The sequence below is a fragment of the uncultured Methanobrevibacter sp. genome (assembly GCF_900314695.1).
GTDB lineage: Archaea > Methanobacteriota > Methanobacteria > Methanobacteriales > Methanobacteriaceae > Methanocatella.
The window spans coordinates 53,125-77,456 of sequence record NZ_OMWD01000004.1 but is presented as its reverse complement, the minus strand read 5'-3'; the positions used below and the strand labels follow the sequence as shown (position 1 = coordinate 77,456).

The 24,332-nt window shown below is 34.0% G+C and carries 26 protein-coding genes and 2 tRNA genes; 23 read left to right on the top strand and 5 right to left on the bottom strand.

Annotation, left to right across the window (positions count from 1 at the left end):
• Positions 1 to 9: 9 nt before the first annotated feature.
• Genes wecB through QZN45_RS01980 form a run of 3 tightly spaced genes read left to right on the top strand, consistent with a single transcriptional unit; the run spans position 10 to position 3,429 of the window.
• Positions 10 to 1,332: a non-hydrolyzing UDP-N-acetylglucosamine 2-epimerase gene (wecB, locus tag QZN45_RS01990; RefSeq protein ID WP_296810754.1), complete on the top strand. Its 1,323-nt coding sequence runs from the start codon at positions 10 to 12 to the stop codon at positions 1,330 to 1,332.
• Positions 1,316 to 2,407, top strand: coding sequence for an ATP-grasp domain-containing protein (locus tag QZN45_RS01985; protein ID WP_292605293.1), 1,092 nt, complete (start codon positions 1,316 to 1,318; stop codon positions 2,405 to 2,407). The genes wecB and QZN45_RS01985 overlap by 17 nt, the downstream gene beginning before the upstream one ends.
• A 2-nt stretch (positions 2,408 to 2,409) precedes the next feature.
• Positions 2,410 to 3,429 carry a hydantoinase/oxoprolinase family protein gene (locus QZN45_RS01980; protein ID WP_292605291.1) on the top strand — a complete coding sequence of 340 codons (1,020 nt, stop codon included), beginning with the start codon at positions 2,410 to 2,412 and terminating at the stop codon, positions 3,427 to 3,429.
• Between the two features lie 20 nt (positions 3,430 to 3,449).
• Here the strand turns inward: QZN45_RS01980 and QZN45_RS01975 are convergent, their stop codons facing one another.
• Both QZN45_RS01975 and QZN45_RS01970 read right to left on the bottom strand, forming a co-directional pair.
• Positions 3,450 to 4,010, bottom strand: coding sequence for a CDP-2,3-bis-(O-geranylgeranyl)-sn-glycerol synthase (locus tag QZN45_RS01975; RefSeq protein ID WP_292605289.1), 561 nt, complete (start codon positions 4,008 to 4,010; stop codon positions 3,450 to 3,452).
• Positions 4,011 to 4,251: 241 nt separating this feature from the next.
• On the bottom strand, positions 4,252 to 4,551 hold the full coding sequence (locus QZN45_RS01970) for a hypothetical protein (RefSeq protein WP_292880457.1): 300 nt from the start codon (positions 4,549 to 4,551) through the stop codon (positions 4,252 to 4,254).
• Positions 4,552 to 4,754: 203 nt separating this feature from the next.
• On the opposite strand from QZN45_RS01970, the gene tes reads away from it, so the two are divergent.
• The 7 genes from tes to QZN45_RS01935 all read left to right on the top strand — a co-directional run bounded on the left by tes (position 4,755) and on the right by QZN45_RS01935 (position 9,476).
• Entirely contained in the window at positions 4,755 to 6,260 is a 1,506-nt protein-coding gene (gene tes / locus QZN45_RS01965; protein ID WP_292605285.1) for a tetraether lipid synthase Tes, read from the top strand.
• A gap of 94 nt (positions 6,261 to 6,354) precedes the next feature.
• Complete coding sequence (gene hacB, locus QZN45_RS01960) at positions 6,355 to 6,843, top strand: homoaconitase small subunit (RefSeq protein WP_292605283.1); 489 nt, start codon at positions 6,355 to 6,357, stop codon at positions 6,841 to 6,843.
• Between the two features lie 15 nt (positions 6,844 to 6,858).
• Entirely contained in the window at positions 6,859 to 7,485 is a 627-nt protein-coding gene (locus QZN45_RS01955) for an HVO_0476 family zinc finger protein (protein ID WP_292605281.1), read from the top strand.
• A gap of 2 nt (positions 7,486 to 7,487) precedes the next feature.
• On the top strand, positions 7,488 to 8,762 hold the full coding sequence (locus QZN45_RS01950; RefSeq protein ID WP_292605279.1) for a tRNA (N(6)-L-threonylcarbamoyladenosine(37)-C(2))-methylthiotransferase: 1,275 nt from the start codon (positions 7,488 to 7,490) through the stop codon (positions 8,760 to 8,762).
• Positions 8,763 to 8,967: 205 nt separating this feature from the next.
• Positions 8,968 to 9,168, top strand: coding sequence for a histone family protein (locus tag QZN45_RS01945; RefSeq protein ID WP_042691314.1), 201 nt, complete (start codon positions 8,968 to 8,970; stop codon positions 9,166 to 9,168).
• Between the two features lie 160 nt (positions 9,169 to 9,328).
• Positions 9,329 to 9,400, top strand: a tRNA-Val gene (locus tag QZN45_RS01940).
• 3 nt (positions 9,401 to 9,403) lie between these two features.
• Positions 9,404 to 9,476, top strand: a tRNA-Phe gene (locus QZN45_RS01935).
• A 114-nt stretch (positions 9,477 to 9,590) separates the two neighbouring features.
• On the opposite strand, the gene deoC is transcribed toward QZN45_RS01935, so the two are convergent.
• Together deoC and QZN45_RS01925 are read right to left on the bottom strand one after the other, a co-directional pair.
• Entirely contained in the window at positions 9,591 to 10,310 is a 720-nt protein-coding gene (gene deoC, locus QZN45_RS01930) for a deoxyribose-phosphate aldolase (RefSeq protein ID WP_296810748.1), read from the bottom strand.
• Positions 10,311 to 10,368: 58 nt separating this feature from the next.
• The gene (locus QZN45_RS01925) at positions 10,369 to 12,033 is read right to left on the bottom strand and encodes a tRNA uridine(34) 5-carboxymethylaminomethyl modification radical SAM/GNAT enzyme Elp3 (RefSeq protein ID WP_296810746.1); all 1,665 of its coding nucleotides are present in this window, start codon (positions 12,031 to 12,033) and stop codon (positions 10,369 to 10,371) included.
• Positions 12,034 to 12,143: 110 nt separating this feature from the next.
• Between QZN45_RS01925 and QZN45_RS01920 the strand changes: the two genes are divergently transcribed.
• Positions 12,144 to 12,416 (top strand): PRC-barrel domain-containing protein, encoded by a 273-nt coding sequence (locus tag QZN45_RS01920; RefSeq protein WP_292605274.1) that lies wholly within the window; start codon positions 12,144 to 12,146, stop codon positions 12,414 to 12,416.
• Between the two features lie 21 nt (positions 12,417 to 12,437).
• Complete coding sequence (locus tag QZN45_RS01915; protein WP_296810743.1) at positions 12,438 to 12,737, top strand: DUF2098 domain-containing protein; 300 nt, start codon at positions 12,438 to 12,440, stop codon at positions 12,735 to 12,737.
• A 21-nt stretch (positions 12,738 to 12,758) separates the two neighbouring features.
• On the opposite strand, the gene QZN45_RS01910 is transcribed toward QZN45_RS01915, so the two are convergent.
• Positions 12,759 to 14,831, bottom strand: a complete 2,073-nt coding sequence (locus QZN45_RS01910) for a DEAD/DEAH box helicase (protein WP_394346752.1) — start codon at positions 14,829 to 14,831, stop codon at positions 12,759 to 12,761.
• A gap of 137 nt (positions 14,832 to 14,968) precedes the next feature.
• Between QZN45_RS01910 and QZN45_RS01905 the strand changes: the two genes are divergently transcribed.
• From QZN45_RS01905 to asd, 11 genes are all read left to right on the top strand, one after another.
• Positions 14,969 to 15,229, top strand: a complete 261-nt coding sequence (locus tag QZN45_RS01905) for a thioredoxin family protein (RefSeq protein WP_292605268.1) — start codon at positions 14,969 to 14,971, stop codon at positions 15,227 to 15,229.
• A gap of 32 nt (positions 15,230 to 15,261) precedes the next feature.
• Positions 15,262 to 16,350 carry a cobalt-precorrin-5B (C(1))-methyltransferase CbiD gene (gene cbiD, locus QZN45_RS01900; RefSeq protein ID WP_296810738.1) on the top strand — a complete coding sequence of 363 codons (1,089 nt, stop codon included), beginning with the start codon at positions 15,262 to 15,264 and terminating at the stop codon, positions 16,348 to 16,350.
• 443 nt (positions 16,351 to 16,793) lie between these two features.
• Complete coding sequence (locus QZN45_RS01895) at positions 16,794 to 16,937, top strand: hypothetical protein (protein WP_292605264.1); 144 nt, start codon at positions 16,794 to 16,796, stop codon at positions 16,935 to 16,937.
• Positions 16,938 to 17,346: 409 nt separating this feature from the next.
• On the top strand, positions 17,347 to 18,432 hold the full coding sequence (locus QZN45_RS01890; protein ID WP_292605262.1) for a glycosyltransferase family 4 protein: 1,086 nt from the start codon (positions 17,347 to 17,349) through the stop codon (positions 18,430 to 18,432).
• The gene (locus QZN45_RS01885) at positions 18,429 to 19,295 is read left to right on the top strand and encodes a shikimate kinase (protein ID WP_292605260.1); all 867 of its coding nucleotides are present in this window, start codon (positions 18,429 to 18,431) and stop codon (positions 19,293 to 19,295) included. Before QZN45_RS01890 ends, QZN45_RS01885 begins: the two co-directional genes overlap by 4 nt.
• Before the next feature lie 102 nt (positions 19,296 to 19,397).
• Positions 19,398 to 19,736: a chorismate mutase gene (locus QZN45_RS01880; RefSeq protein ID WP_292605258.1), complete on the top strand. Its 339-nt coding sequence runs from the start codon at positions 19,398 to 19,400 to the stop codon at positions 19,734 to 19,736.
• Positions 19,723 to 19,920 (top strand): 30S ribosomal protein S17e, encoded by a 198-nt coding sequence (locus QZN45_RS01875; protein WP_067043908.1) that lies wholly within the window; start codon positions 19,723 to 19,725, stop codon positions 19,918 to 19,920. The genes QZN45_RS01880 and QZN45_RS01875 overlap by 14 nt, the downstream gene beginning before the upstream one ends.
• 217 nt (positions 19,921 to 20,137) lie before the next feature.
• A complete protein-coding gene (locus tag QZN45_RS01870; protein ID WP_292605256.1) occupies positions 20,138 to 21,358 on the top strand; it encodes an aspartate kinase in 1,221 nt (406 codons plus the stop codon).
• Positions 21,355 to 22,248, top strand: coding sequence for a 4-hydroxy-tetrahydrodipicolinate synthase (dapA, locus tag QZN45_RS01865; RefSeq protein ID WP_296810734.1), 894 nt, complete (start codon positions 21,355 to 21,357; stop codon positions 22,246 to 22,248). The genes QZN45_RS01870 and dapA overlap by 4 nt, the downstream gene beginning before the upstream one ends.
• A gap of 12 nt (positions 22,249 to 22,260) precedes the next feature.
• Positions 22,261 to 23,082 (top strand): 4-hydroxy-tetrahydrodipicolinate reductase, encoded by an 822-nt coding sequence (gene dapB, locus QZN45_RS01860; RefSeq protein WP_296810731.1) that lies wholly within the window; start codon positions 22,261 to 22,263, stop codon positions 23,080 to 23,082.
• 9 nt (positions 23,083 to 23,091) lie between these two features.
• The gene (asd, locus tag QZN45_RS01855; protein ID WP_292880429.1) at positions 23,092 to 24,141 is read left to right on the top strand and encodes an aspartate-semialdehyde dehydrogenase; all 1,050 of its coding nucleotides are present in this window, start codon (positions 23,092 to 23,094) and stop codon (positions 24,139 to 24,141) included.
• The last annotated feature ends 191 nt before the right edge of the window (positions 24,142 to 24,332 follow it).

Below are 24,332 nucleotides of genomic sequence, written 5' to 3'. Positions count from 1 at the left end.
GGTGATTATATGAAGATAGCTACTATTTTAGGGACAAGACCTGAAATCATTAAGATGGCTCCTATAATTGATGAAATATCTAAAAGGAGCATTCCTCAGATTGTATTGCATACTGGCCAGCATTATGATAAAGAGATGTCTGACAATTTCTTCAGAGATTTGGAAATTCCTACTCCTGATTATAACATTAATGTTGGTTCTGGCACTCACGGTAAGCAAACCGGCTTGATGATGGAAGGCATCGAAAAGGTTATTCTACAGGAAAAACCGGATATTGTACTTGTGCAGGGGGATACCAATGCTGTTTTGGCGGGAGCCCTAGTTGCTGCAAAATTGCACATTGCAGTAGGTCATGTGGAAGCCGGACTCAGATCATTTGATTTGACAATGCCTGAAGAAATTAACCGCAGAGCTGCTGACGTTTGCTCACAGATGTATTTTATTCCAACAGAAGAATCTGCAATCAATCTTTTGGCGGAAGGTTATTCAAGAAAAAACCTTATAATTACAGGAAACACTGTTGTTGACGCTTGCTTTAGACATTTGGAAATTGCAAAGAAAAAGGGTTTTGAAGAAAAGGCACTGGCGGATTTGGATATTGAAAACATGGACAATATCATAACATTGACAATGCACAGGGCAGAAAACGTTGACGATGAAAAAAGGGTGACAAGCATTGTTGAGGCTTTAAAGGAACTGGATGATATGAATATCATATTTCCGATTCATCCAAGAACCAAAAACACCCTAAAGAATTTCGGCCTGTTTGATGAGCTGAATGACCTGGAGCATATCCATATCATAAAGCCTATAGGATATCTTGATTTCCTGCAGCTGACATCACTTTCATCTTTAATATTGACAGACTCAGGAGGCCTTCAGGAGGAAGCCATCACATTGGATGTTCCAGCATTGACATTGAGATATAATACTGAAAGACCGGAAACAGTAACTGCAGGAGGAAACATTCTTGTTGGGGCAGATAAAAAAGCCATCTTGGAAAATGTGGATAAAATCCTAAATGACAAGGAATTTTGCGAAAAAATGAAAAACGCTAAAAATCCATATGGTGATGGAGATGCCGCAATAAAAACTGTCGATGCAATAGAAGAATACTACAATGACGGTTTGCTGAATATCACTGCTCCGGAAGATATAATGACTTCTTTTTCAAGAAAAATGACTCAAAATGAAGAGGACATTACAGTCTCAGAATTTGAGAAAAAGGAAAATGCATTGATACATATGCTGTTTGACGGTGAAAGGATGATTTTCCCAAAAGATGATTTAAACATAAAAGGTATGATGATTAATTATGATGCAAGAGAATGATGATTCCATTTTGGCATTTGAATATTTCACTGCTTCAGGTAAAAAGGATAAATGCATTATCTCTGAAGCTGAAGCATTGATTTTTTCACTTTTAGATGATTTGAAGGATTTTAATATTGATTTAGTTATTAATGAATCATATGCAGAAATTGTAAAGGATTATGATAATGTCAATCCAATTTTAATAAATGGGGATGTTGTCGATTGGCTTGATGATAATGCTCAAAATTTCACAAAAGCCATTTTCATAGCTGCTGAAAACGACAATAACCTTTACAAAATTTCAAGAATTTTAGAGAAAAACAATGTTAAGCTGTATAATTCCTCAGCTGAAGCATGCCGCATATCTTCAGATAAATTTGAAACATATGAGGCACTTTCCAATATTGTTCCACAGCCAAGAACATTCAGGTTTAAAATAGACCCAAAGGGGTACTGGAAAAGAGCGATTGAAAATCTGCATGAGAAATGGCAATCCGAAGACCCGTTAACTCCATTAAAACTTATTATCAAGCCTTTGATGGGTGTTGATTGTGAAGATATTGTAATAATTGAAAAGATTGAGGATTTGACCTTGGATTTGGATAAGATATTCAAGCCGGGTTCCAGAGTCATAGTTCAGGAATATGTTGAAGGAACTGATGTAAGTGTCAGTTTATTGTCCGACGGCAAAAAGGCAATTCCAATAAGTCTGAATGAACAGTACGTTGAACTTAAGGATGATAAGGGAATGTACTTTGGTGGAAAATTGCCTTTCGAAAGCAAATATAAAAAGGAAGCATTTGAAATAGCTACAAAAGCAGTTGAATCCATTGATGGTTTAAAGGGTTTTGTAGGTGTTGACTTGTTGATAAATGCCGATGAAAAAGATATCTATTCTGTCTATCTTTTGGAAATAAACTCCAGATTTACAACACCTTATGTGGGATTGAAGGAAATCGCCAATTTCAACATCGGCAAAACAATTATCGAATTTGCAGATGGAGAAATAAAAATCGATGATTTGGATATTTCCCTTGATGGTGAAGTTGAATTTAAAAAATCCGGAGATAATCTGGAAATCAGGAGAATCTAATTATGAAAGTAGCTGGTTTTGACATTGGTGGAGCAAATACTGATTTGGCAGTGATTGACTTTGATGGTGATGAAATTAAAAACATCGAAGTTGATTTTGCATATCTTCCAATGTGGAGCAATAATGATGATTTATCAAAAGTTCTGGTTGAATTGATTGAAAATATCTGTCCTGTTGATGAAATCGATGCAGTTGGAATTTCAATGACTGCTGAGTTGGTTGACGCTTACGATACAAAAAAGGACGGTGTATTGGATGTTGTGGCGAAATGTGAGCAAACATTTGACTGTCCGATTGCATATGTGGGAATCGACGGAATGATGTCAAATGAAGAAATTGAAAAGACTCCATTGAAGGCGGCTGCTGCAAACTGGATTGCAACCGCTCAGATTGCCACTCTTATTTCTGATGACTGCATTTTCATTGACACTGGAAGCACTACAACAGATATTATTCCCATCAAGGGTGGAAATGAATGTGCAATTGGAAAATCTGATTTTGACAGGTCCGCTACCGGTGAGCTTGTCTACACAGGAACATTGAGAACCAACTTGGCCAGCTTTTTGGATAAGGTTGAATTGAATGGGAAAGAATATAGGGTAGCTTCCGAATTGTTTGCACAAACTGCCGATGTCTACACTGTTTTGGATTTAATTGGTGAAGATGATTACATTTGCGATACATTTGATGGCGAGTCCAAATCAAAACTTGACTGTGCAAAAAGAATCGCCAGGGTGGTCTGTGCAGATTTGGAAATGTTGTCTATGGATGAAATCGTTGAAATGTGTAAATTCATCCATCAAAAACAGGTTGAACAGATTGCTGATGGCTTAAAACAGGTTCATGAAACACAAAACCTTGATTTGATTGTCACCACAGGTTTGGGCAAGGATATCCTTGATAAAAAAGCAGCCGAATTATTGGGTCTTGAAGTCAAGTCAATGGGTGATATTTTAACTGATGATGAATGTACCGTTGCACCGGCTGTAGGCACAGTGGTAATGATGAATAGATATATCTAACTCATCATATTTCTTTTTTTTTAATACCACACATCTTTTAAGCCAAGCAAATAGGCACCGCCATTTGCCACTAAATGAATAATCAGTGTTAGGACAATTGCAATTAATATAAATAATGGGTCTAGTTTAACAACTGGTGAAACAAAGATTAATGCAACTATTATGAAATCTAATTGATCTAAAAATGGTGCAGGCTTTCCTCTTCCAATTCCAAGTCTTCTTTTTAAAAAGCTTCCTAATGCATCACCGACAAGTGCACCAAAACCAAGTAAAAACCCTATTATTATTCCGCTGTGGACGTCAGTTATTATTGGAGTTATGATGTATGGTCCTATTGCAGATAGTATGCTTGGAGCCAATAACCCTTGAACTGCTCCAGTTAGCATTCCGATTAAGGTTCCTGCAATTAATCCTCTCCAAGTTACTCCATCACCTATCCAGCGAACGCCTTTACTGTCTTTTTTTCCAAAGTCAACTGGTGTTCCCCCACCAAACGCTAGTGCTCCTCCATTTGAAAAATATGCAGGGAGGATAAAATATAATGTTGTAAGACAACCCAGTAGAAATATTTGAATGTCCATTAATAGTTTCCCCAATTTTGTTTTACTAATTATTTGTTTAAACTAGTATATATTAATTAAGTTTCAGTATGATATTGTTTTATATTATTTTGTACTTTTCAATGCTTTTTTCATTTTTGAAAGATTACAGGCTGAACAGTTCAAGGATATGGGATTTTTCATCATCAGTAATTTTGTCAATTACAGCCGATTGCTTAGGCATCGCTATTTAAAATAGAGAATTAAACTCACATAAGTGAGTTCAAATTCCAAAGAATATATAAAATCCAAATACAATTGCTAGAACATATACTCTCAAATTAGTTTCCTTGAATTTTCCGGTAGCAATTTTTCCAATTGAATATATTATGAATCCCCATGCAATTCCCGATGCTATGGCTGTTGAAAAAAATACTCCTGTTTTAGGCATTCCGGTTTTAGATAATATTGTAGGATTGATTCCTAAAGTATATGCCATAGCAAGAAAAGTGGTAATGCCTCCAATTATTTCAGTTTTTAAATCTGTTCCATTTTCTTTAAATTTAAAATAACTGTTTAGCATATTATTGCCTTCTGTAAAAATAAATTTCACATATTAATATTATTTTGTTCATTCAATGATTTAAATTTTGAGTATGCATTAAAGATGAAACTGGCAAAGTATTATTACAATATCCAATTAAGTATAAATAAGAAGTATGATATAATTTAAATATTGTATATATTATGTAATGTTAATGCAATATTGCTAGTAAGGTGGTTTTTTTGAAAATTAAGGATACTAAAAGTTTATGCCCTGAGTGCGGTAAATCTTTAACTGCTGAAGTTTATGATGAAGATGGCAAAGTCTTTATCAAAAAAACTTGTGATGAGCATGGGGAATTTATCAACACTTATTGGGGTGATGATCAGTTATATAATAAAATGGAAGAGTATACACCGTCCATTACAAAAATTGAAAATCCTTCTGTTCCTGATGAAATTTCTTGTCCGAACAATTGTGGATTATGTTCCAAACATGAAACTTCAACTGTTTTAGGTTTGATTGATGTAACAAACAGGTGTAACTTAAGATGTCCTGTTTGTTTTGCTAATGCTGCTGCTGCAGGATACAAATATGAACCTACACAGGATGAAATTAGGCAAATGCTTAGGAATCTGAGAAGCTTAAAACCTCATCCATGTCCCGCTATTCAGTATGCTGGTGGAGAGCCGACCGTTAGAAAAGACATTGTTGAACTTGTTGAAATGGCAAAAGAAGAAGGTTTTACTCACGTTCAAATTGCAACTAATGGTATTAGATTAGCTAAAAAGGAAAGTTTGGCAAAGGAATTAAAAGATGCTGGATTAAACACAGTTTATCTTGCTTTTGATGGTGTAACTCCAGAACCATACATTAATAATAGGGGTAAAGATTTACTTCCATTCAAGCTTGACGCTATTGAAAACTGTAGAAAAGCTGGATTGGGTGTAGTACTTGTACCTACATTGGTTAAAGGAGTCAACGATCATCAGATTGGAGATATTATTAAATTCGCATTCGATCACAGTGAAAACATTTATGGTGTCAATTTCCAGCCTGTTTCATTTGCAGGCAGAACACCTTCGGAACATGTTGAAGAGCAAAGAATAACCATTCCCGACTTTGTCAGCATTATTGAAGAAGTTACTGACGGTCAGGTTCCAACAGAATCATTTTACCCACCATCTTCCGTTGAGCCAATTGCAGAATTCATATCTCTTTTGGATGAGGAAGATACAGCTAAAGTTACATTAAACTGTCATCAGCACTGTGGAATTGCAACCTATGTATTTAGAGAAAAAACAGAAGGGCCTGGCAAGGACAAATTGATTCCGATTACAGATTTCATAGATGTAGATGATTTGTTCAACAAATTGAAGGAATATAATGAAAAACTCAAAGCAGGCAGATTCGGTTCCAGAAAACGTGTTTTAGCTGGTTTGACTGGAAACCTTCCTAAAATGGTTCACACTAGCAGAACTCCTGAAGAATTGGAAATTACAAAAATATTAATAAATGTATTTGCAAGAGGAGATTACGACGCTTTAGGAGACTTCTCCAAAGATGCAATGCTTATTTCATGTATGCATTTCATGGATCCGTTTAACTTTGATGAAGACAGGGTTAAAAAATGTGTTATTCATTATGCAACACCTGATGGTAGGATTATTCCATTCTGTACCATGAATTCAATGTATCGTGAAAGTATTGAGAAAAAATTTGCTCAACCTTTAAAAAGTAATAAATAAACTGTATTAACAAAAATCACCTAAGACTAATTTTGTATTTGGGTAACTCCCGAATACCTTCATTTTTTTTATCAATTTATTTTTAGTGATAGTTATGGATATAATTAAAGGAAAAACATGGACCTTTGGGGAAAATATTGATACTGATGTAATCATTCCCGGAAGGTATTTAAGGACTTTCAATCCTCAGGATTTGGCAGACCATGTCTTGGAGGGTGAAAGGCCTGATTTTACCAAAAACGTAAAAAAAGGAGATATTATTGTAGCGGATGAGAATTTTGGTTGTGGTTCATCAAGAGAACAGGCACCGGTAGCCATTAAAACAGCTGGTGTGGATGCAATTGTAGCCAAGTCATTTGCAAGAATATTCTATAGAAATGCAATCAATATAGGACTGCCGGTAATCGTTTCAGATATCGATGCGAAAGATGGAGATATCATTAATATTGACCTGTCAAAAGGAGAGCTGGTCAATGAAACTACTGGTGAGTCAACTACATTCGAACCATTCAAGGAGTTCATGTTAAATATTTTGGAAGATGGTGGTTTGGTTAACCATTATTTAAATGATAAGGAAGAATAAGTGGGAGGCATAAAAATGGATTGTCCAATATGCGGTTCTGACGATGTTGAAATTTTAAATTCAAAGCAAAAGTCATCTAAGAAAAAGATTATGGAAGAGTATTTGCTTAGATGCGAATCATGCGGTCATGTGTTTAAGGACATGTTTTCAGTAAAAAAACCCATACCTTATAGGTTAATTATCTCAGAGCAGGATAAATCTCATAAGACTACTATTGATTTATCTCCAAGTGATGAATTGAAGGTAGGAGATGTTTTGCTTTCAGATTTAGGTCAGGTTGAAGTGACAAGTATTGAAGTAAATGATAAAAGATTGAAAAAATCTAAAATTGAAGATATAAGTACTATCTGGGCATCTTCTGTTGAAATTCCGGCTCGTATTGGGTTTTCAGTAGATTTGCATGGGGATGTAGATTCCTATAAACTGGATTTGGACAGGGACTTTGAAATCGCCCCTGGTGATGTCGTCAAGATTGAAAATCATATCGTTAAGGTGCATGTCATTAAAACTCAAGAAAGAAAGCTTACTTCTGGTTTTGCCAAAGCCGGCGTAATCAGAAGAGTTTATTCAAAACCGGTCAAGTTCCATAACTTTGACTATGATTTAACAAAATACATTTTTAAAAAGACTATTAGAGAATAACTATGAAAGTATATATTGATTCTTACGGTTGCACATTCAATAAGGCTGATGCGCAGATTATGGCGGGTGTGCTTGTTGAAAATGAAATAGATATTGTTGATTCCATTGAGGAAGCTGATGTTATTATTGTAAATACATGCTATGTTAAGTTGCCTACTGAAAACAAGGTGGTTTATAAAATTCAAAAGCTTCAGAAGGATTTTCCAGATAAGAAAATCATTGTCAGTGGGTGCATGGTTGAGATTGACCCTGAAAAACTGGAAAAAATCGGACCGAACTGTTCTTGGATTGGACCTCATCAGCTGAATAAGTCTGCGGATGTCGTAAAGGGAACATACTGTGGTGATGTTATTCGTGAAACCGGTTTTACAAAAGAAAGTAAGGTGGGTGTTCCTAAACTTATTGATGATGGTTTGATTCATATTATACAGATTTGTGAGGGCTGTTTAGGAGCATGTACATTCTGCTGCACTCGTTTTGCTCGAGGACCATTAAATAGTTATCCTATCGAGGATATTGTTGCAGAAGCAAAAGAAGCAATAGAAAATGGGGCCTGTGAAATTCAACTCACTGCTCAGGACACTGCAGCATTTGGCCGTGACAGTGGTGAAAAGCTATCTGATTTAATTAAAGAAGTGGCCAATTTGGAAGGAGAATTTCGAGTTCGTGTTGGAATGATGCATCCTAAAAACATTTTAAACGATGTTGATGAAATTATCGATGCCATGAAACATCCGAAGGTATATAATTTTATCCATTTACCGATACAATCAGGCAGTGATAAGGTTTTATCAGAAATGAGAAGGGGCCATACCATAGAGCAATATCTGGATATAGTCTCAAAATTCAAAAGTGAAATTCCAGGTTTGACCTTGGCTGTGGATGTTATTGTGGGTTATCCTACAGAAACAGATGATGATTTTGACTTGACAGTTAAGTTGCTTCAAAATGTAAAGCCAAGTTTGATTCACCTGTCAAAATACCAGCACAGAAAAGGTGCAATTTCATCTTCACTTGAAGAGATTCCTCGCCCTGTTATGAAAGAAAGATCCAAATTTTTATCAGAAATTAAATCTAAAATAACCGAAGAAGAAAATATGGAACTGGTAGGTTCTCATCAAAAAGTCTTGGTTGTAGAAAAAGGTTCTAAAGGTGGTTTTATTGCAAAAACTGACTCATATATTCCAGTAATTGTTGATGATGCAGAATTAGGAACCTTTGTTGATGTAAAGATAACTCAAGCAACCGCAACTTATCTGAAAAGCGAATTATTATAAAAATAATTCTTTTATTTTGTTTTTTCCTTATTTTTATATTTTTAACTAATTTTTATCCTTTGATTATTGATAATACCTATATTTTTTTTTAGTTTTCAAAAGCATATTATGATAGTTGCACTACTATAATATAGGGGTTGAATATTCATTTTTACCGATACCTTTATATACTATTGCGTACTATCTTTTAATTGGAGGTGTCATTATGAGTGAATTACCAATCGCACCAGTCGGTCGTATCTTAAAAAATGCTGGCGCACAAAGAATTAGTGATGATGCAAAAATTGCATTAGCTGAAGCATTAGAAGAAAAAGGTGACGAAATCGCACAAAAAGCTGTAAATTTCGCACGCCACGCTGGTAGAAAAACTGTAAAAGCTGAAGATATCAAATTAGCAATCAAATAGATTTGTTAGTTGGTTATTTTCAAAAAAAAGCTTTATATAATAAAATCTATTGGCCATTTTTCTTGGTCAATTTTTTTTATTTTTAATTTATTTTTACACTGTCCTATATTTTTTAGTAAACTTTATATATTACTTTTTACAAACTATTGTATGTTGTATAGGACCGGTGGTCTAGGGGTATGATTCCTCTTTGACGTGGAGGAGATCACGAGTTCGAATCTCGTTCGGTCCATATGCCATGGTAGTTCAGATGGGAGAACGCTAGACTGAAGATCTAGATGTCGCTGGTTCAAGTCCGGCCCATGGCATTCTTTACTACTATTTTTTTAAATAATTTTCTTATATAATCTAATTTGCTATTTTTTTGCGATAAAATGAGTATTTTAGCTAATGGTAAATTAGGTGGTGATGGCAGTTGGTGTCTATAAGGTAATTGGTTTTGGTTTTACTTGTGTGTTTTCTCTCAATTCTTTGTATTGTTTTACAATTTCGTAACCGTAATTGCTTGAAATGTTATCTGCTCCTGCAGTTAAGACTTGGTTGGCTAGTTTATAGCTGTCTATACCACCATATATTTCAATTTTGATTTTTGGAGCATATTTCTGGATAATGTTTATGTCATTTACAATTTCATAAATGTGGCATGGGGTCACAAATCCTGTTGCAGTTTTTACAAAGTCTGCTCCTGCCTTTTCAGCAACTTGGACAATGGCGGATTTTTCAGCATCATCGAGAGCTTTGACTTCAATGTTGACTTTCAGAATTTTATCTCCCATAAGCTCTTTTATGGCTTCGATTTCTTTTCCGATTAAACTGTACTTTTTATCTTTTAAATAACTTAGATTAATCACGACTTCCAATTCGTCTGCTCCTTTGTCGAGTAAAGTTTTTGTTTCGGCTAATTTGGATTCTGTGTCTTCAAAACCTAATGGGAATCCGACCACGCTTCCAACCTTGATGTCTGTATCTGCTAAAGTTTCTTTAGCTAATTGGACATATGTTGGTGAAACAACCACTGAATGAAATGTTGTTTCTTTTGCTTTTTCAAGAAATTCTTTCATTTCCTCTTCTGAGATTATATTATTTAAATTAGTATAATTGATATAGCTTGCTAATTCTTTTGAATTTTTTATATTGTACATCGTTACCCCTCTCTAATTAATTAGTTAGTATATATACGAATGAAGTATTTAAATATTTTCATATCAACTTTTTGACCATGTACGGTCCAACCTTTTCATATCCGAATTTGCGATAGTAATTTCTGGATCCTATTCCACTTATTATGGCCAACTCTTCTTTTCCATTTTCAATGGAAAGCTCTTCAGCTTCTTTTAGAAGCTTTTCACCAAATCCTGTGTGCTGACCTATATTGGGATTTTTACCTCCTATTTTTATCATATTTCCATAAACGTGCAATTCACGAACAAGTGCTGTTTTGTCGCTTATTTCTTCTCTAAAATGATTTTTTGACGGGAAACGCAACCTTAAAAATCCAGCAATGCTTTCTTCATTAACATCTTCAATTGATAAAAAGTTTTCTTCACCATTGCATGCAGTATATGTTTCTCTGAACATTTCAAAATCATCTAATTCGTATTCTCTGCTTGTTTTCTTATGGCCAATTTCTCGGCAGCGTATGCATTGGCAATTAATGTGCTTTTCATCAAGCTTGTTGTAGACAAGTTCTCCCAGGTTGGATTTCTTAACACCGGCTTCAATCAATGTTGATGGAATGTCCCTTTGAATACGCATTGTCCTGACCCATTTTGGAAGAATCTCTTTTATCTTGACAATTAGTTCAACTGCCTCTTCATCGCTGTAGGGTTCGTAACCTCCACTTTGCCATAAGTCGTACAATTCGCTTCCGGCAGTGACGAGGCATGGATATATTTTAAGCATGTCTGGCTTGAAATTTTCATCACTGAACAGCTGCTTGAACATTTTTAAATCCTGCTTTTCACTAACGAACAATCCAGGCATCATGTGCATGGCCACTTTTATTGCAGAATCCCTTAAAAGCTGGTTTGCCTCAATCACATCTGCTATTGTATGGCCTCTTTTTATCCTGACGTATAAATCATCAGATAATGTCTGAACACCTAATTCGACTCTTGTAACTCCAAAATCCAACATTCTGTTAATATGCTCTTTTTTACAGTAATCCGGACGGGTTTCAAAGGTCATTCCTACACACCTGACCTTTGAATTTTCGTTCGCCTTTTGAACATCATCAATCAGAACATAATCGCTTGGAGGATAAGTTTTCAAAACTCCTTTTTCAAATGTTCTTATCTCATCATAATCTAGGTTATAATCATAATTGTTGGGTTTATTTTCAAGTATCAATCCAAAATCGGTCATAGCTTTTAGGCATTGTGAAGTAAACCATTGCTGGTAACATAAATCCCTTGACGGAAATGTTCCTCCCATTATGATCAGTTCGACCTTGTCAATTGGATGGCCTATTTTTTTAAGCTGCTTCAGTCTGTTGAAACATTGGATATATGGATGAAATTCATACATTCTTCCTCTTAATGCTGCCGGCTCTTCACCAGTATAGCTTGGAGGGGCAATGTCACTTTCCGGACAGTAAAAACACCTGCCATGAGGACATTTGTGAGGATGGCACATTACAGCAACAATTGCAACGCCTGATTTTGTTCTTGTCGGTTTTTTCTTTAAGATTTCAGAAACGATTTCCTTTTCTTCAGGTTTAGCAAATTCCAAAATGTCGGCATTGCTCATAAATCGGGATAGCTTTAAATCACGGCAAAGCTGTCTTTTTTCAACTTCTAATTCACGTCGAGTGGATATTTTTCCATTTATAATATCATCAATAATTGTTCGACATGCTTTTTCCATTTTTTTTACACCTATTTAATTAATAGTTAATTTTATATACATGATTTATTTAAATAGTTAATGTTTTATTATATGATATTCAAATATAACTTTATATAAAAGGTGATACTATGAAAATTAAAGAATTTGTAGGTTCTACTGTTTTAGACAAAAATGCAAATGTAGTCGGTAAAATAGATAATGTTGATTTTGACACCGAAACAGGTAAAATCGGCACTATTATTTTAACTTTACAAAAAAATTTGTTTTCAAGAGATGAACTTGAAATCAATTTTGATGATATTGCTACTATTGGAGCTTATGTTATTTTAAACAAAGAAATTTCTAATGAAGCAGTTGAAGAAGAAGTTAAAACAACCACTGTTGAAATTGAAGATGAATAAATTTTTAATATAGGTTATATTATGGTCCTTGATGCAAGAGATAAGGAAATTACTCTTGGAGATCATGTCAGATATGTCGATACCGGAACTATAGGTGAAGTTATTGACACAAGAACAAAAGAGGGCATTGACTGGGTAAAAATTGAAAAAACTAATTTATGGTATCGTTCAAAATTGGTTGAGTTGCTTGATGGAAAGGATTTAAAGAACAAATCCTCTGATGATGGTGATGATGAGATTGATATTGATTCATTGAAAAAGCAATCATTGGACTTTGAAAATATGCAAATGGACTCCAATGTTGCTGAAGGAGGAGGTTAATCTCCTCGATTTTTTTATTTTTTAATTATTTTCAACAAATAATCTAATTTTTGAAGCTAATTTAGGGCCAATCCCTTCTATTTTTTGCAATTCACTTTCGGAAACGGATGTCAAATCATTTCCAAATATTTCAACTACATTTCTAGCTCTTTTTCTTCCGAGACGTTTGACTCCGACAACCAATGGTATAATGTCTTCTTTGACTCCGTAATACAATCTTGCGGATAAGAAATCAAAGTCTTTTAGGTATGTGTAATCTCCTAAGACTTCTGAAGTCTTTTTGGCAAATATTACAAGTCTTGAAGCCTCATAAGCAGATCTTCTTGTTGAAGCGGAGTAGACATTATATTTGTTTTCTATGTCATATTCGCTTCTTTCATTAATCCATTCAATTAGAGAAACGGTTGTAGCTTCTGGGTTTCCAATGTCCACTGCAAATAATCCTGATTCTGATAGTTTTTCACGCACTGGATCTTTTGATTTTCTTCCTTTAAATGAAATCAGAGGCATGTCTGGTGTTTCAGACATGGCATAAATGAATTCATCGGTATTGAATTCGTTCATTCCTGAGATGTATTCCTTAATTTTAACTGCAGTTTCAACAGTATAATTGGATTTGGCTATCAAATTACCGAATTCAGTTGTTTTAAGCCCTTCTGGGGTTGCTCTGATTATTCCATTTTGAAGCAAAAATTGCAGTGCAGTTTCAAGTTCATATTTTAAGCTGTCTTCAGCAAACAATGCCATTGAAGGGTTATTGCTCATTTGGTATCCGTAAAGTGTCTTTCCAAAGAAGTCTGTTAAGTCATCTAGATTTTTTGAAAGTGATGATGCTATCTGTGCAATAATTTGTCTGTAAATTGCATCTTTATTGTCAACTAATTTGGAATTGGTCAGTTCGATATCTCCTTCAATGTAAAACTCTTCCAAGTTCAAAGCTTCATCCATTGTTTTTGCAATAAGATAAGAGTAACCCACATCATCGTATTGTGGTCTTCCAGCCCTTCCGGACATTTGTTCATAGTCAAAAACAGGAATCGGCTGCGGTCCATTGCTGGTCCAGCGGGTATGGTCTCTAATAACGACAGATTTTGATGGTAAATTAACTCCATACATTAAACTTGGAGTGGCAGTAATCATTAAAATGTTTCCGTTTCTAAATTCGTCTTCAATAATTTCCTTTTGTTCATTGAAAAGCCCTGCATGGTGGAATGCAACACCTTTTTCAGCAACTTCTGCTAATTTAAGGCATGTGCTTGTTGGAAGTGAGCCCTTTTTCTTGGGAACTTCCAATAACTTTTCAGAAACTTCTTTAAACCTTTTTCTCTGTTCCACATTTATTTTTTTATTTATCTTTCCTGAAACGTAAGTCGCCAAACTTTCAGTAAATCTTCTTGTTGATACAAAAGCCAGCGCTTGGGATTTGTCTTTGATAGCTTTTTCAATAACTTTAACGACCACATCATTCTTATTTTTAGTATTGAACATCTCTGCATCCAGAACTTCCTTGTGTAGTGGAACAGGTCTGTAGTCATGCTCAACGCAGGTTCCTTCAAGCCATCCTTCAATTTCTTCTATATTTCTCAGGGTAGCTGAAAGGGCAATTATTCTCATGCCTGGATTGATTATTTTTGCACGTGTGATGGCAGCTTCAAGTGTCGGACCTCTGCTGTATTCGCCAATCATGTGAAATTCATCAATGATTAAGGTATCAACATCTCTAAGTGCATCCCATGAAAACCTTGTAAGTGCATCGAATGATTCGAAAACCATAACTGATAACTCTGCGCTTGATGGATGTTTTCCTACCTTGATTCCATGCTCTTCAAATGCCTTAAACTCTTTTACTTTTTCGTTTTGTATTGAAAGTAATGGTGCGGCATATACTGCCTTTCCACCATCAAGTATTGTTTTAAGTGCGGGAAGAACTCCTAAAACTGTCTTTCCACTTGCTGTTGGAATACAAATGATATAGTTTGATTTGTCATCTAAATATCCGGATTCAATCACTGCCTTTTGTGCTGGATTGAATTCCTCAATATATGGATATGCGCTGTTAATTATTTTTTTGATATCAGTCGGTAAAGTTTTCATTTTAATCATTTACTAATTATTTTTTTGTTATATAATAAATATTTGGAGAGCATTTGAAAACTAATGGGGTGGTAACAGTTATATATCACTTATTATAAATTAGGTTTAAATAAACTTAAATAAAAGGAGTGTATAAAATGGCTATAAAAGTAGAAGTATTTTCAACAAATTCCTGTCCACATTGTCCTGCAGCAATCGACGCTGCTAGTGTAGCTAAAGATAAATTAGGCGATGCAATTGAGGTGGAAGTTCTTAAAATAGATGAAAGTGAAGAAATCAGACAAAGAGCTATTGACTATCAGATTATGGCAGTGCCTACTATTGTTATAGATGGTGAAGTTGCTTTTGTTGGCGCTCCAACTGATGCAGAACTTATAGAAAAACTTGAATCATTATAGATTCTCTCTTTTTTATTCTTTTTTTGTTAAAAATGACCAATGATAATTATACTGGAGTTACAACAGGTACGGTAGCTACGGCATGTTCTTTAGCGGCACTGGATATTCTTTTAGATGATGAAGATATTGCTTGTGTTAAAGTCGAAACTCCTAAAAAGACATTGGATATAATCATTGATGAATGTAAACGAATTTCTTCTTTTAAAGCTTATGCGACAGCTCATAAAAATCCATATAATGATCCTGATGTTACTGTGGATATGGCAATCGTTTCTACTGTCGAATTAATTGATAAAATTGATGAATCATCAAATGTCATTATAACGGGTGGTGAAGGTGTTGGTATAATCACAAAACCTGGCCTTCAGATACCTGTTGGCGAGTATGCCATAAATCCTGTTCCCCGCAAAATGATTATTGAAAATTTAACAGATAGGATTCCTGAAGGTAAGGTTGCTAAAGTTACAATTTCCATTCCTGAAGGTGAAAAAATAGCTAAAAAAACAATGAATCCTAAATTGGGTATTGTTGGGGGAATATCTGTTCTTGGAACAACTGGAATTGCAAGATCAATGTCCAGTGAAGCATATAAAAATTCAATAGTCACCCAAATTGACGTGGCTTTGGCATCCAATATTGATGATTTGATTTTTGTTCCTGGAAATATCGGTGAAAAATTAGCCTTAAAACAGTTAAATGTTGGTAAAGAGCAAATTGTCCAAACAGGCAATTTTGTAGGGTTCATGTTTGAAGAAGCTGAAAAAAGAGGAATTAATAAATTCACTTACTTTGGACACATTGGCAAGTTAATCAAAGTTGCCGGAGGAATATTCGATACAAAACACGCAGTTGCAGATGGCAGGCGTGAGGTGATGGTTACTCATGCTGCTCTTTGCGGAGCGGATAATGAATCTCTTCAAAGGTTATATGATTCCAAAACAACTGATGATATGATGGATATTTTGAATGAAATACATCTTTCAGTTGAAGTTTCAAACAGCATTGCCCAAGCAATCCGTGATAGATGTATGCAACGTTTTGATTTGGATTTGAATGTTATTCTTGTTGATATGGAAGGAAATTATTTAAACAGTAATTATAAATTTATCACTAACAAATAATTTTTTGTCCCAATTTTCAATTTTAAGCACCATATTTCAATAGATAATGTTCGATTAGTATTTGTTGTGAATTTTATATAAATGAAGATGTTATTTTTTTTTCATTTGATTTAATTACTTGATTTTAACATTAATGGTTGCTATTTTAGATGGTGATTTGATTTTAAAGTATAATGTGCAGGAATTTCAACACCTATTTTGAATGGATAATTCTCTTGCCGTGATGGGTTTAACATTACCGAAGCCGTATCTTATAATGCAGATAAATTTCTGTTATTCCGGTTTTAATCATTACCAAAACCTTTATATATCATGTTTTTTGACTACAATTTTACAAAATGACCCCAATTTTCCTAAATGTCTTTAACAAGCTTTAAATAAAATTTAAACAATATATTTCAAGTAAAGACCTCATTTTTAATCGATTTGGGAGGTTGATAAACATGAAATTATTATTTTTAAGTAATGTTTATTTTGCTATCAGTTCAGTTTTTTCCCTATGCTGCATTGATGTTCTTTTCTATGTTTCCCAAGGAGGTGAAAATGGTGGAGTTAAGTATATTCCTGATGGGGGCATATTGGTTTAATATCATATCAATTATTAAATCATTAATGATTCTAAGGGAATGTAGAAAATAATAACTCACATTTCATCTCTAGGTAATTAAATATAAACAATTCAATGATGGGCTTTGAAAACTTAGTTTTCGTGAGGTCTTTTCCCTAGATGGAAACTGTTTAATTACCAATATTAAAAAAATAGTTAAATTTATATAATATTCTAACAATAGAATTATACAAGAGAATTACTTTTAAAGTAAGCCTCTTTTGGGAAACCAAATTGATTAAAATTTTAATGTCTAATAGGGAATATTGTAGGGATTTTTTCTCTGCAATAAGACATTAAATTTGACTTTTTTTTATTACTGATTTTTGGATATTTATTTAAACAATAATTTTAATAGATAATATTACAATTGATGGAGTTAATTTTTTATGAAAATAGCGATGGTTGGTCAGTTTCCACCTCATGTCGGTGGTGTAGGTGTTCATATTCATACATTATCAAAAGAACTTGTAATGCAAGGACATGAAGTCTATGTAATTACATATCCTCACAAAAACATTCAGGATATTGATGGAATACATGTCATTGGTACCAGAGGACTTAATATTCCGGGTGTTCGGGGTTTGATGTTTAAAAAGAATGCTAAAAAGGCATTGACAGAGCTTCTTGAAAGGGAAAACATTGATATTATTCATGGTCATTACCTGTTCCCTGCAGGGGCTGCCGCTGTTGAAGTTGGAAATGAGCATGGAATAAAGACTTATGTAACCGCTCACGGGTCAGACATGTTTGAAGTATATAAAAAACAGCCGCTAATGAGATCAACAATTAAAAAAGTGTTAAAAGGTGCAGATGTTGTTCTGGCTGTAAGCAATGCATTAAGACATGAAATCATCGCTACAGGTGTTAAGGGCATTTCAAACAAAACAAGATTATCTTGGAACGCTGTTGATGTTAATAAATTTTCAAATGATGTTAATGATTCATTTAAAAAGGAATATAGGTTAGAAGATAAGCCGATTGTTCTTTTTGTAGGTAATTTAATTAAAAGGAAAAATGTTGATTCCATTTTGGAAGCTAAAAAGATAGCTAGCAGCGACTATTATTTGGTCATCGTTGGGGATGGTCCGCTATTTAAAAAACTTAAAAAGAAAGTTGAAGAGGAAAACATTCGTGATGTAATATTTACTGGAGCCAGAAATGATGTTGAAAATATCATTCCGAGCTGTGATGTTTTGATTTTACCTTCCTTTTCTGAAAGTTTTGGTTTAGTTTTAATTGAAGCGTTAGCTTGTGGAAAACCGGTCATTGGTAGTAATGTTGGAGGAATAACTGAAATAATAACTGATGATGTAGGTTTATTGGTGGACCCGAATAAGATATCTTCCATCGCACGTGCAATTGATAAAATGATTAATGACAATGATTTCAGGTATATGCTATCTTTAAATGCACGTAATAGGGCAATGGATTTTTCAACAATGACAATTCCTTACGATGAGGTTTATGAATGAAGAAAATAGTTAGATCTCCAGGTTCTGCCACAATAATTAATGCAATTGCCACAGGTTTTGGTTCGGCATTTGGCATAGGGTTGGATATTATATGTGAAGCTAAAACGTTGTCTGATTCAATTAATTGCTCCAATGATGTTGGTGCAGACACTTTTCTGATGGAATTGTGTGTTGAAAAGGTTTTTGATTATTATAATATCAATAAAGATGAATTTGGGATTGATATAAAAACTAAGTCAAATTTACCGATGGCATCTGGTCTTTCAAGCAGTAGCGCTTCATCAAATGCTATTGTTAAGGCTACTTCTTTGGTTATTTGTGATGAATTTGATTTGAAACCACTTGATGATTTGGAAATTATAAATATGGCTATTGATGCATCCCTTGATGCTGGAGTTACAATCACTGGTTCTTTTGATGATGCAACTGCATCCTATTTTGGTGGTGTTGTTGTAACGGATAATAAAAATAGGGAGTTTATCATAAATGAAAAAATGGAAGATTATCCAATTTTGGTTTATATGCCTAATTTTTATTCAAAATCTGGTGACTCAAATCCTGCAAGGATGAAGTTGTTATCTCCTTTGGTTGAAACTGCTTTTGGATTTGCAAAGCAAAAAGAATACTTTAAGGCCCTTACTTTAAACGGGCTGATTTATTCTGCAACTTTGGGATTTGATGCTACTATTGCAATTGATGCGCTGGAAGCAGGCGCAATTGCTTCTGGATTATCTGGAACCGGTTCGTCATTTGTTGCTGTTGTAGATAATGATGTCATTGATGATGTTGAAGAATCCTGGGGCAAATACGAAGGAAACGTTATCAGAACTAAAGTAGACAATGATGGATGTATTGAAATTTAAATTTGATTTCATTTTTACTAATTTTTCTATTAATCATATAGTTTATATACTATGATAATAATAAATTATATTATTATCATTATTATCAAAAATGGTGATTTTTTGACTGAAGATAAAATAAAATCCTTTAATAATAAAGAAGAAGCTGAAATACTTCTTGAAAAGTCTAGAAATCACATTGATGAAATTGATAATGAGTTGATGGACTTAATTTCTCAGAGAACTTCTCTTGCAAAGGATATTGTCCTTGCTAAAGATTTTTTAGGCATTCCCATTTATGATGAATCTCGGGAAAAGGCAATACATAAAAAGATTAGAAAATTATCTGAAGAAAAGGGTCTTGATGCGGATATTATTGATCAAATCATTGATATGCTGACTAAATTAAGTAAGATTGAGCAAAATAAAATTTTAAGGAGGAATGTTGATGGGAAATATTAGAACTTCATTTGTTAAACGTTTAGCAAAAGAACTTATTGAAACTCATAAAGGTGTTTTCACTACTGATTTTGAAGAAAACAAAAAATTAGTACAAGAATACTCCACTGTAAGTACTAAACATTTAAGAAATAAAATTGCTGGATATGTAACAAGACTTGTAAGGTTAGAACAAACTCAAGAATAGACTTTTTACATATTTTTTTCTTCTCTTTTTTTTTTAATTATTTTTAATTGTATAAAATTTTTATAAATTATTAATTTTTTTTTAAACATTTCTTTCAATATTTTATTCTATCTGCAAGTTGTTTAAGTATAAAGTTTATTAATATGATTAAATATAAATACTAATGTATAATTATTTACTTAATTTCAATGAACTTTAAGAAAAATAGGTGAAATTAATGGATTTGTTAGTAGCAAAATTTGGAGGAACCTCGGTTGGTGATGGTTCCAGAATTAAAAAGGCAGCACAGTCTGTTGTCAATGAATATATGAAAGGGAATCAAATTGTAGTTGTAGTTTCTGCAGTTAATAAATCTACTGATGACCTTATTGGTTTGTCTGATGAGGCCGTAGGTGAAGGTTTGACTGATAGGCAAAGAGCAGAAATTGTAGCTATGGGTGAATTAACTAGTGCAAGATTATTCTCTGCAGCTGTTGAATCATTAGGTGTCAAATCAGAATATATTGACCCTTATAATGATTTATGGCCAGTAATAACTGATTCTGATCCTTTAGAAGCAAAAATTGATTTTAAATCTACTGATGTTAAAATGCAAGGAATTAAAACTCTTCTTAATCAAGGCATCATACCTGTTATCTGCGGATTTTTAGGTAAAGGCCCTCGCGGTGAAATTACTACTCTAGGAAGAGGAGGTAGTGATGTTTCTGCATTTTTAATTGGACATTGTTTAGATGCTAGTGAAGTAGTCATTGTTACTGATGTTGAAGGTGTAATGTCTACTGATCCGAATAAAATTGAAAGTGCTAAACTGTTGGATGAAATTACAGTTGAAGAAATGAGGGATTTGGCTACCCATGGTGCACAAGTGTTGCATCCTCGCGCATTAACATATAAGGACCCTGTAATTAGTGCAAAGATAATCAATTTTGAACACGGAGACTTGTCTTCAAAAGGTACACGAATTATTGGTCCGCATAGTGATGATGTATTAAAAGGAGTATCACTTTATAAAAATCCTATTTCTCTTATTGCTGTTGTTGGTGAAGCTATGCTTAAAAAAAGCGGATTATTCGCTGGATTAAGTGGATGTCTTGCTAAAGAAAAGATAAATATTTTCGGCATTTCCGCAGCTCAAAATTCAATGTCCACTTTTGTTGATAAAGCAGATTCCAATAAGGCATATCATTTATTGCACCAATTTGTTGTAGAGACTGATGTTTTAAGTTCATTGTCATTGGGAAGTGATACTGCAATGATTACATTTGTCAGTCCGGATATTATTGAAAAACCAGGTATTATATCTGACATTACTGAACCGTTAAGGAAAAATGATATTAATATTGTTGAAATTATTTCATCACAGACTGCAATTGTCTTATTTGTTGATTGGAAAGATGGTGAAAAAGCACGTGACTTAATTAATGAGGTTTTAAAATGAGATTTGAAGGTACATATGTTGCAATGGTTACTCCATTCGATAAAAACGAACAGATTGATGAAGAAGGTTTCAGGTCAAATATAAACTATTTGATTGATCAAGGAGTAAATGGTTTGGTTGGAGCTGGAACTACTGGTGAATCAGCTACAATTGACCATGAAGAACACAAAAAAATCATTGAAATTTTAGTTGATGAAGTTGATGGTAGAGTAGAAACAGTCGCTGGAACTGGAAGTAATTCTACATATGAAGCTGCTGATCTTACTAATTTTGCTGCTGATGCAGGAGCGGATGCAGCTTTATTAATAACTCCATACTACAACAAACCACAACAACACGCTTTGATTGAACATTATAGGTATGTGGCTGAAAAATCTGAATTGCCTATTATTGCTTACAATGTTCCATCCCGTACTGGTGTTGACATGACTGTTGACACTATTGTTGAACTTGCAAAAATTGACTATATTGATGCTGTTAAAGAAGCTAGTGGAAGCGTTGACAAAATATCCGATATCTACAGAGCACTTCAACATGAAGGTCTTGAAGACGACTTCAACATACTTTCCGGTGAAGATTCCTTAACATTGCCTATTATGGCTGTAGGTGGAACAGGTGTTATTAGTGCATCAGCTAATATTGATGCAAAAAGAATGGTTTTGATGGTTGACAGCATCTTAAATGATGATTACACAAGAGCAATGGAACTTCACTATGAAATGGTTGAATTAATCAGAACTCTTTTCATAGAAAGTAATCCAGTGCCTGTAAAAACCGCAATGAATCTTATGGGTCTTCCTTCTGGTCCTTTAAGATTGCCGTTAGTCGACATGAAAGATGAAAATTTAGAACAACTTAAAAAAGCATTAAAAGATTCTAATTTAATTTAAAAAGGTTATATTATGATTAAAGTAGCAGTTACTGGAGCAGCAGGAAGAATGGGCTCCGGTATTATTAGAAAAATATCACAACAAGATGATATGGAAGTTGTTGCAGCTATTGAAATTCCAAATACTCCTCTTGAAGGAAAAGATGCTGGAATTCAAGCTGGAATTGGCGAAATAGGCGTTAAAATTACTGGATCTCAAAATTTAGAAGAAGCATTAAAAACATCCGGTGCAGATGTTCTTGTTGATTTCACAATCGCTCATGCAGCTGTTGATACTATTAAACGTGCAACTGGATGTGGAGTTTCCGTTGTTGTCGGTACTACTGGAATGTCAGAAGAACAAATGGAAGAGAACATCAAAAACATTAAAGAAAATAATGTTTCTGCAGTTATTTCATCAAATATGGCTATCGGAGTTAATGTATTCTTCAACACTTTAAAGAAGTTAGCTCCATTATTATATGATTTTGATATTGAAATTATTGAAGCGCATCACAATCAAAAACAGGATGCACCATCCGGAACTGCAGTTACTGCATTTGAAGTAATTGCTGATGCTCTTGACCGTGACCCTGAAGAAGTTGGCGTTTATGGTAGAGAGGGAATGGTTGGAAAAAGAACCAAGGAAGAAATTGGTATCCATGCTGTTCGTGGTGGAGATATCGTAGGTGACCACACTGTAATGTTTGTTGGTGACGGTGAAAGAATAGAAGTTAAACACCAAGCTCATACTAGAGAAGTATTTATTGCTGGTGTTATTAGAGCAATTCGTTTTGTTCCTACTGCTGAAAAAGGTGTTGTAAGCAGTATGAATGATGTTTTAGGTTTAGAATAGGTGATTAATATGGTAAATGTTGGTATTCTTGGTGCTACAGGAATGGTAGGTCAAAGATTTATACAATTGTTAGCTGATCATCCTGATTTTGAAATTACTGCATTGGCTGCTTCTTCAAGGTCTGCTGGTAAAAGATATGAAGATGCCACAACATGGTATATGGATAATGAAATGCCAGAATCTGTTAGGGACATTGAAGTAGTTGAAACTAATCCTGATGCAATGGATAATGATGTGGATATTGTATTTTCATCTCTTCCAACTGATTTTGCACTAAAAGTTGAAAAAGAATTTGCTAAAGACTATGTTGTTGCAAGTAATGCCAGCGCTCACAGGATGAAAAAGAATATTCCATTAGTAATTCCTGAAGTAAATCCTGAATGCTTAGATATGATTGATGCTCAACAAAAGGAAAATGACTGGGACGGATTCATTGTTACCAATCCTAATTGTTCCACTATTGCTTTAGCTTTAACATTAAAACCTGTTGTTGATAATTTTAATGTAAACTCCATTAGAGTTTCAACCATGCAGGCTGTATCCGGCGCAGGATATAATGGTGTTCCGTCAATGGCTATTGTAGATAATCTCGTACCATACATAGGAAGTGAAGAAGAGAAAATGGAAAGCGAATCATTGTATCTTTTAGGTTCTTATGATGGTAATGATGTGGTTCGTGCAGATTTCAAATTAAGTGCATCATGTCATAGGGTAGCTGTAATTGATGGTCATACTGAAGCGGTGTTCATTGAGTTGGATGATGACTTTGACATTGAAGATGTTAAAGATAGTATGGCTAACTTCAAAGGATTGCCACAAGAACTTGATTTGTTCTCAGCTCCTGAAAATCCTGTGATTGTTCGTGAAGAAGAAAACAGACCACAACCTAGAATGGATAGAAATGCAGGAAATGGTATGGCTGTTAGTGTTGGTAGATTAAGAAAAGACACAGTATTTGATAATAGCTTTAAATATGTTCTTGTAGGTCATAATACTATTCGTGGTGCTGCTGGAGCTTCCATATTGAATGCTGAATTGATTAATGATAAAATCTTGTGATTTTATCTCTTTTTTTCTATTATTTTTTTTAATATTTTTTATTTTTTCAATCTGTTTTCTTATTGTTTTTAATTTTATTTTTAGGTTATTTTAAGGGTTTAATTTAAATAGTATAAAATTAATATTTTATATCAAGGAATTATATTGTACAATATATCGAAATTTTCAAATTCATTAATATTTGTAATTTG

Excerpts from the sequence above, each read along its gene's own strand:
- wecB (WP_296810754.1), top strand. The coding sequence starts at position 10 with ATGAAGATAGCTACTATTTTAGGGACAAGACCTGAAATCATTAAGATG.
- QZN45_RS01985 (WP_292605293.1), top strand. The coding sequence starts at position 1,316 with ATGATGCAAGAGAATGATGATTCCATTTTGGCATTTGAATATTTCACT.
- QZN45_RS01980 (WP_292605291.1), top strand. The coding sequence starts at position 2,410 with ATGAAAGTAGCTGGTTTTGACATTGGTGGAGCAAATACTGATTTGGCA.
- QZN45_RS01975 (WP_292605289.1), bottom strand. The coding sequence starts at position 4,010 with ATGGACATTCAAATATTTCTACTGGGTTGTCTTACAACATTATATTTT.
- QZN45_RS01970 (WP_292880457.1), bottom strand. The coding sequence starts at position 4,551 with ATGCTAAACAGTTATTTTAAATTTAAAGAAAATGGAACAGATTTAAAA.
- hacB (WP_292605283.1), top strand. The coding sequence starts at position 6,355 with ATGGATATAATTAAAGGAAAAACATGGACCTTTGGGGAAAATATTGAT.
- QZN45_RS01955 (WP_292605281.1), top strand. The coding sequence starts at position 6,859 with ATGGATTGTCCAATATGCGGTTCTGACGATGTTGAAATTTTAAATTCA.
- QZN45_RS01950 (WP_292605279.1), top strand. The coding sequence starts at position 7,488 with ATGAAAGTATATATTGATTCTTACGGTTGCACATTCAATAAGGCTGAT.
- QZN45_RS01945 (WP_042691314.1), top strand. The coding sequence starts at position 8,968 with ATGAGTGAATTACCAATCGCACCAGTCGGTCGTATCTTAAAAAATGCT.
- deoC (WP_296810748.1), bottom strand. The coding sequence starts at position 10,310 with ATGTACAATATAAAAAATTCAAAAGAATTAGCAAGCTATATCAATTAT.
- QZN45_RS01925 (WP_296810746.1), bottom strand. The coding sequence starts at position 12,033 with ATGGAAAAAGCATGTCGAACAATTATTGATGATATTATAAATGGAAAA.
- QZN45_RS01920 (WP_292605274.1), top strand. The coding sequence starts at position 12,144 with ATGAAAATTAAAGAATTTGTAGGTTCTACTGTTTTAGACAAAAATGCA.
- QZN45_RS01915 (WP_296810743.1), top strand. The coding sequence starts at position 12,438 with ATGGTCCTTGATGCAAGAGATAAGGAAATTACTCTTGGAGATCATGTC.
- QZN45_RS01910 (WP_394346752.1), bottom strand. The coding sequence starts at position 14,831 with ATGAAAACTTTACCGACTGATATCAAAAAAATAATTAACAGCGCATAT.
- QZN45_RS01905 (WP_292605268.1), top strand. The coding sequence starts at position 14,969 with ATGGCTATAAAAGTAGAAGTATTTTCAACAAATTCCTGTCCACATTGT.
- cbiD (WP_296810738.1), top strand. The coding sequence starts at position 15,262 with ATGACCAATGATAATTATACTGGAGTTACAACAGGTACGGTAGCTACG.
- QZN45_RS01895 (WP_292605264.1), top strand. The coding sequence starts at position 16,794 with ATGAAATTATTATTTTTAAGTAATGTTTATTTTGCTATCAGTTCAGTT.
- QZN45_RS01890 (WP_292605262.1), top strand. The coding sequence starts at position 17,347 with ATGAAAATAGCGATGGTTGGTCAGTTTCCACCTCATGTCGGTGGTGTA.
- QZN45_RS01885 (WP_292605260.1), top strand. The coding sequence starts at position 18,429 with ATGAAGAAAATAGTTAGATCTCCAGGTTCTGCCACAATAATTAATGCA.
- QZN45_RS01875 (WP_067043908.1), top strand. The coding sequence starts at position 19,723 with ATGGGAAATATTAGAACTTCATTTGTTAAACGTTTAGCAAAAGAACTT.
- QZN45_RS01870 (WP_292605256.1), top strand. The coding sequence starts at position 20,138 with ATGGATTTGTTAGTAGCAAAATTTGGAGGAACCTCGGTTGGTGATGGT.
- dapA (WP_296810734.1), top strand. The coding sequence starts at position 21,355 with ATGAGATTTGAAGGTACATATGTTGCAATGGTTACTCCATTCGATAAA.
- dapB (WP_296810731.1), top strand. The coding sequence starts at position 22,261 with ATGATTAAAGTAGCAGTTACTGGAGCAGCAGGAAGAATGGGCTCCGGT.
- asd (WP_292880429.1), top strand. The coding sequence starts at position 23,092 with ATGGTAAATGTTGGTATTCTTGGTGCTACAGGAATGGTAGGTCAAAGA.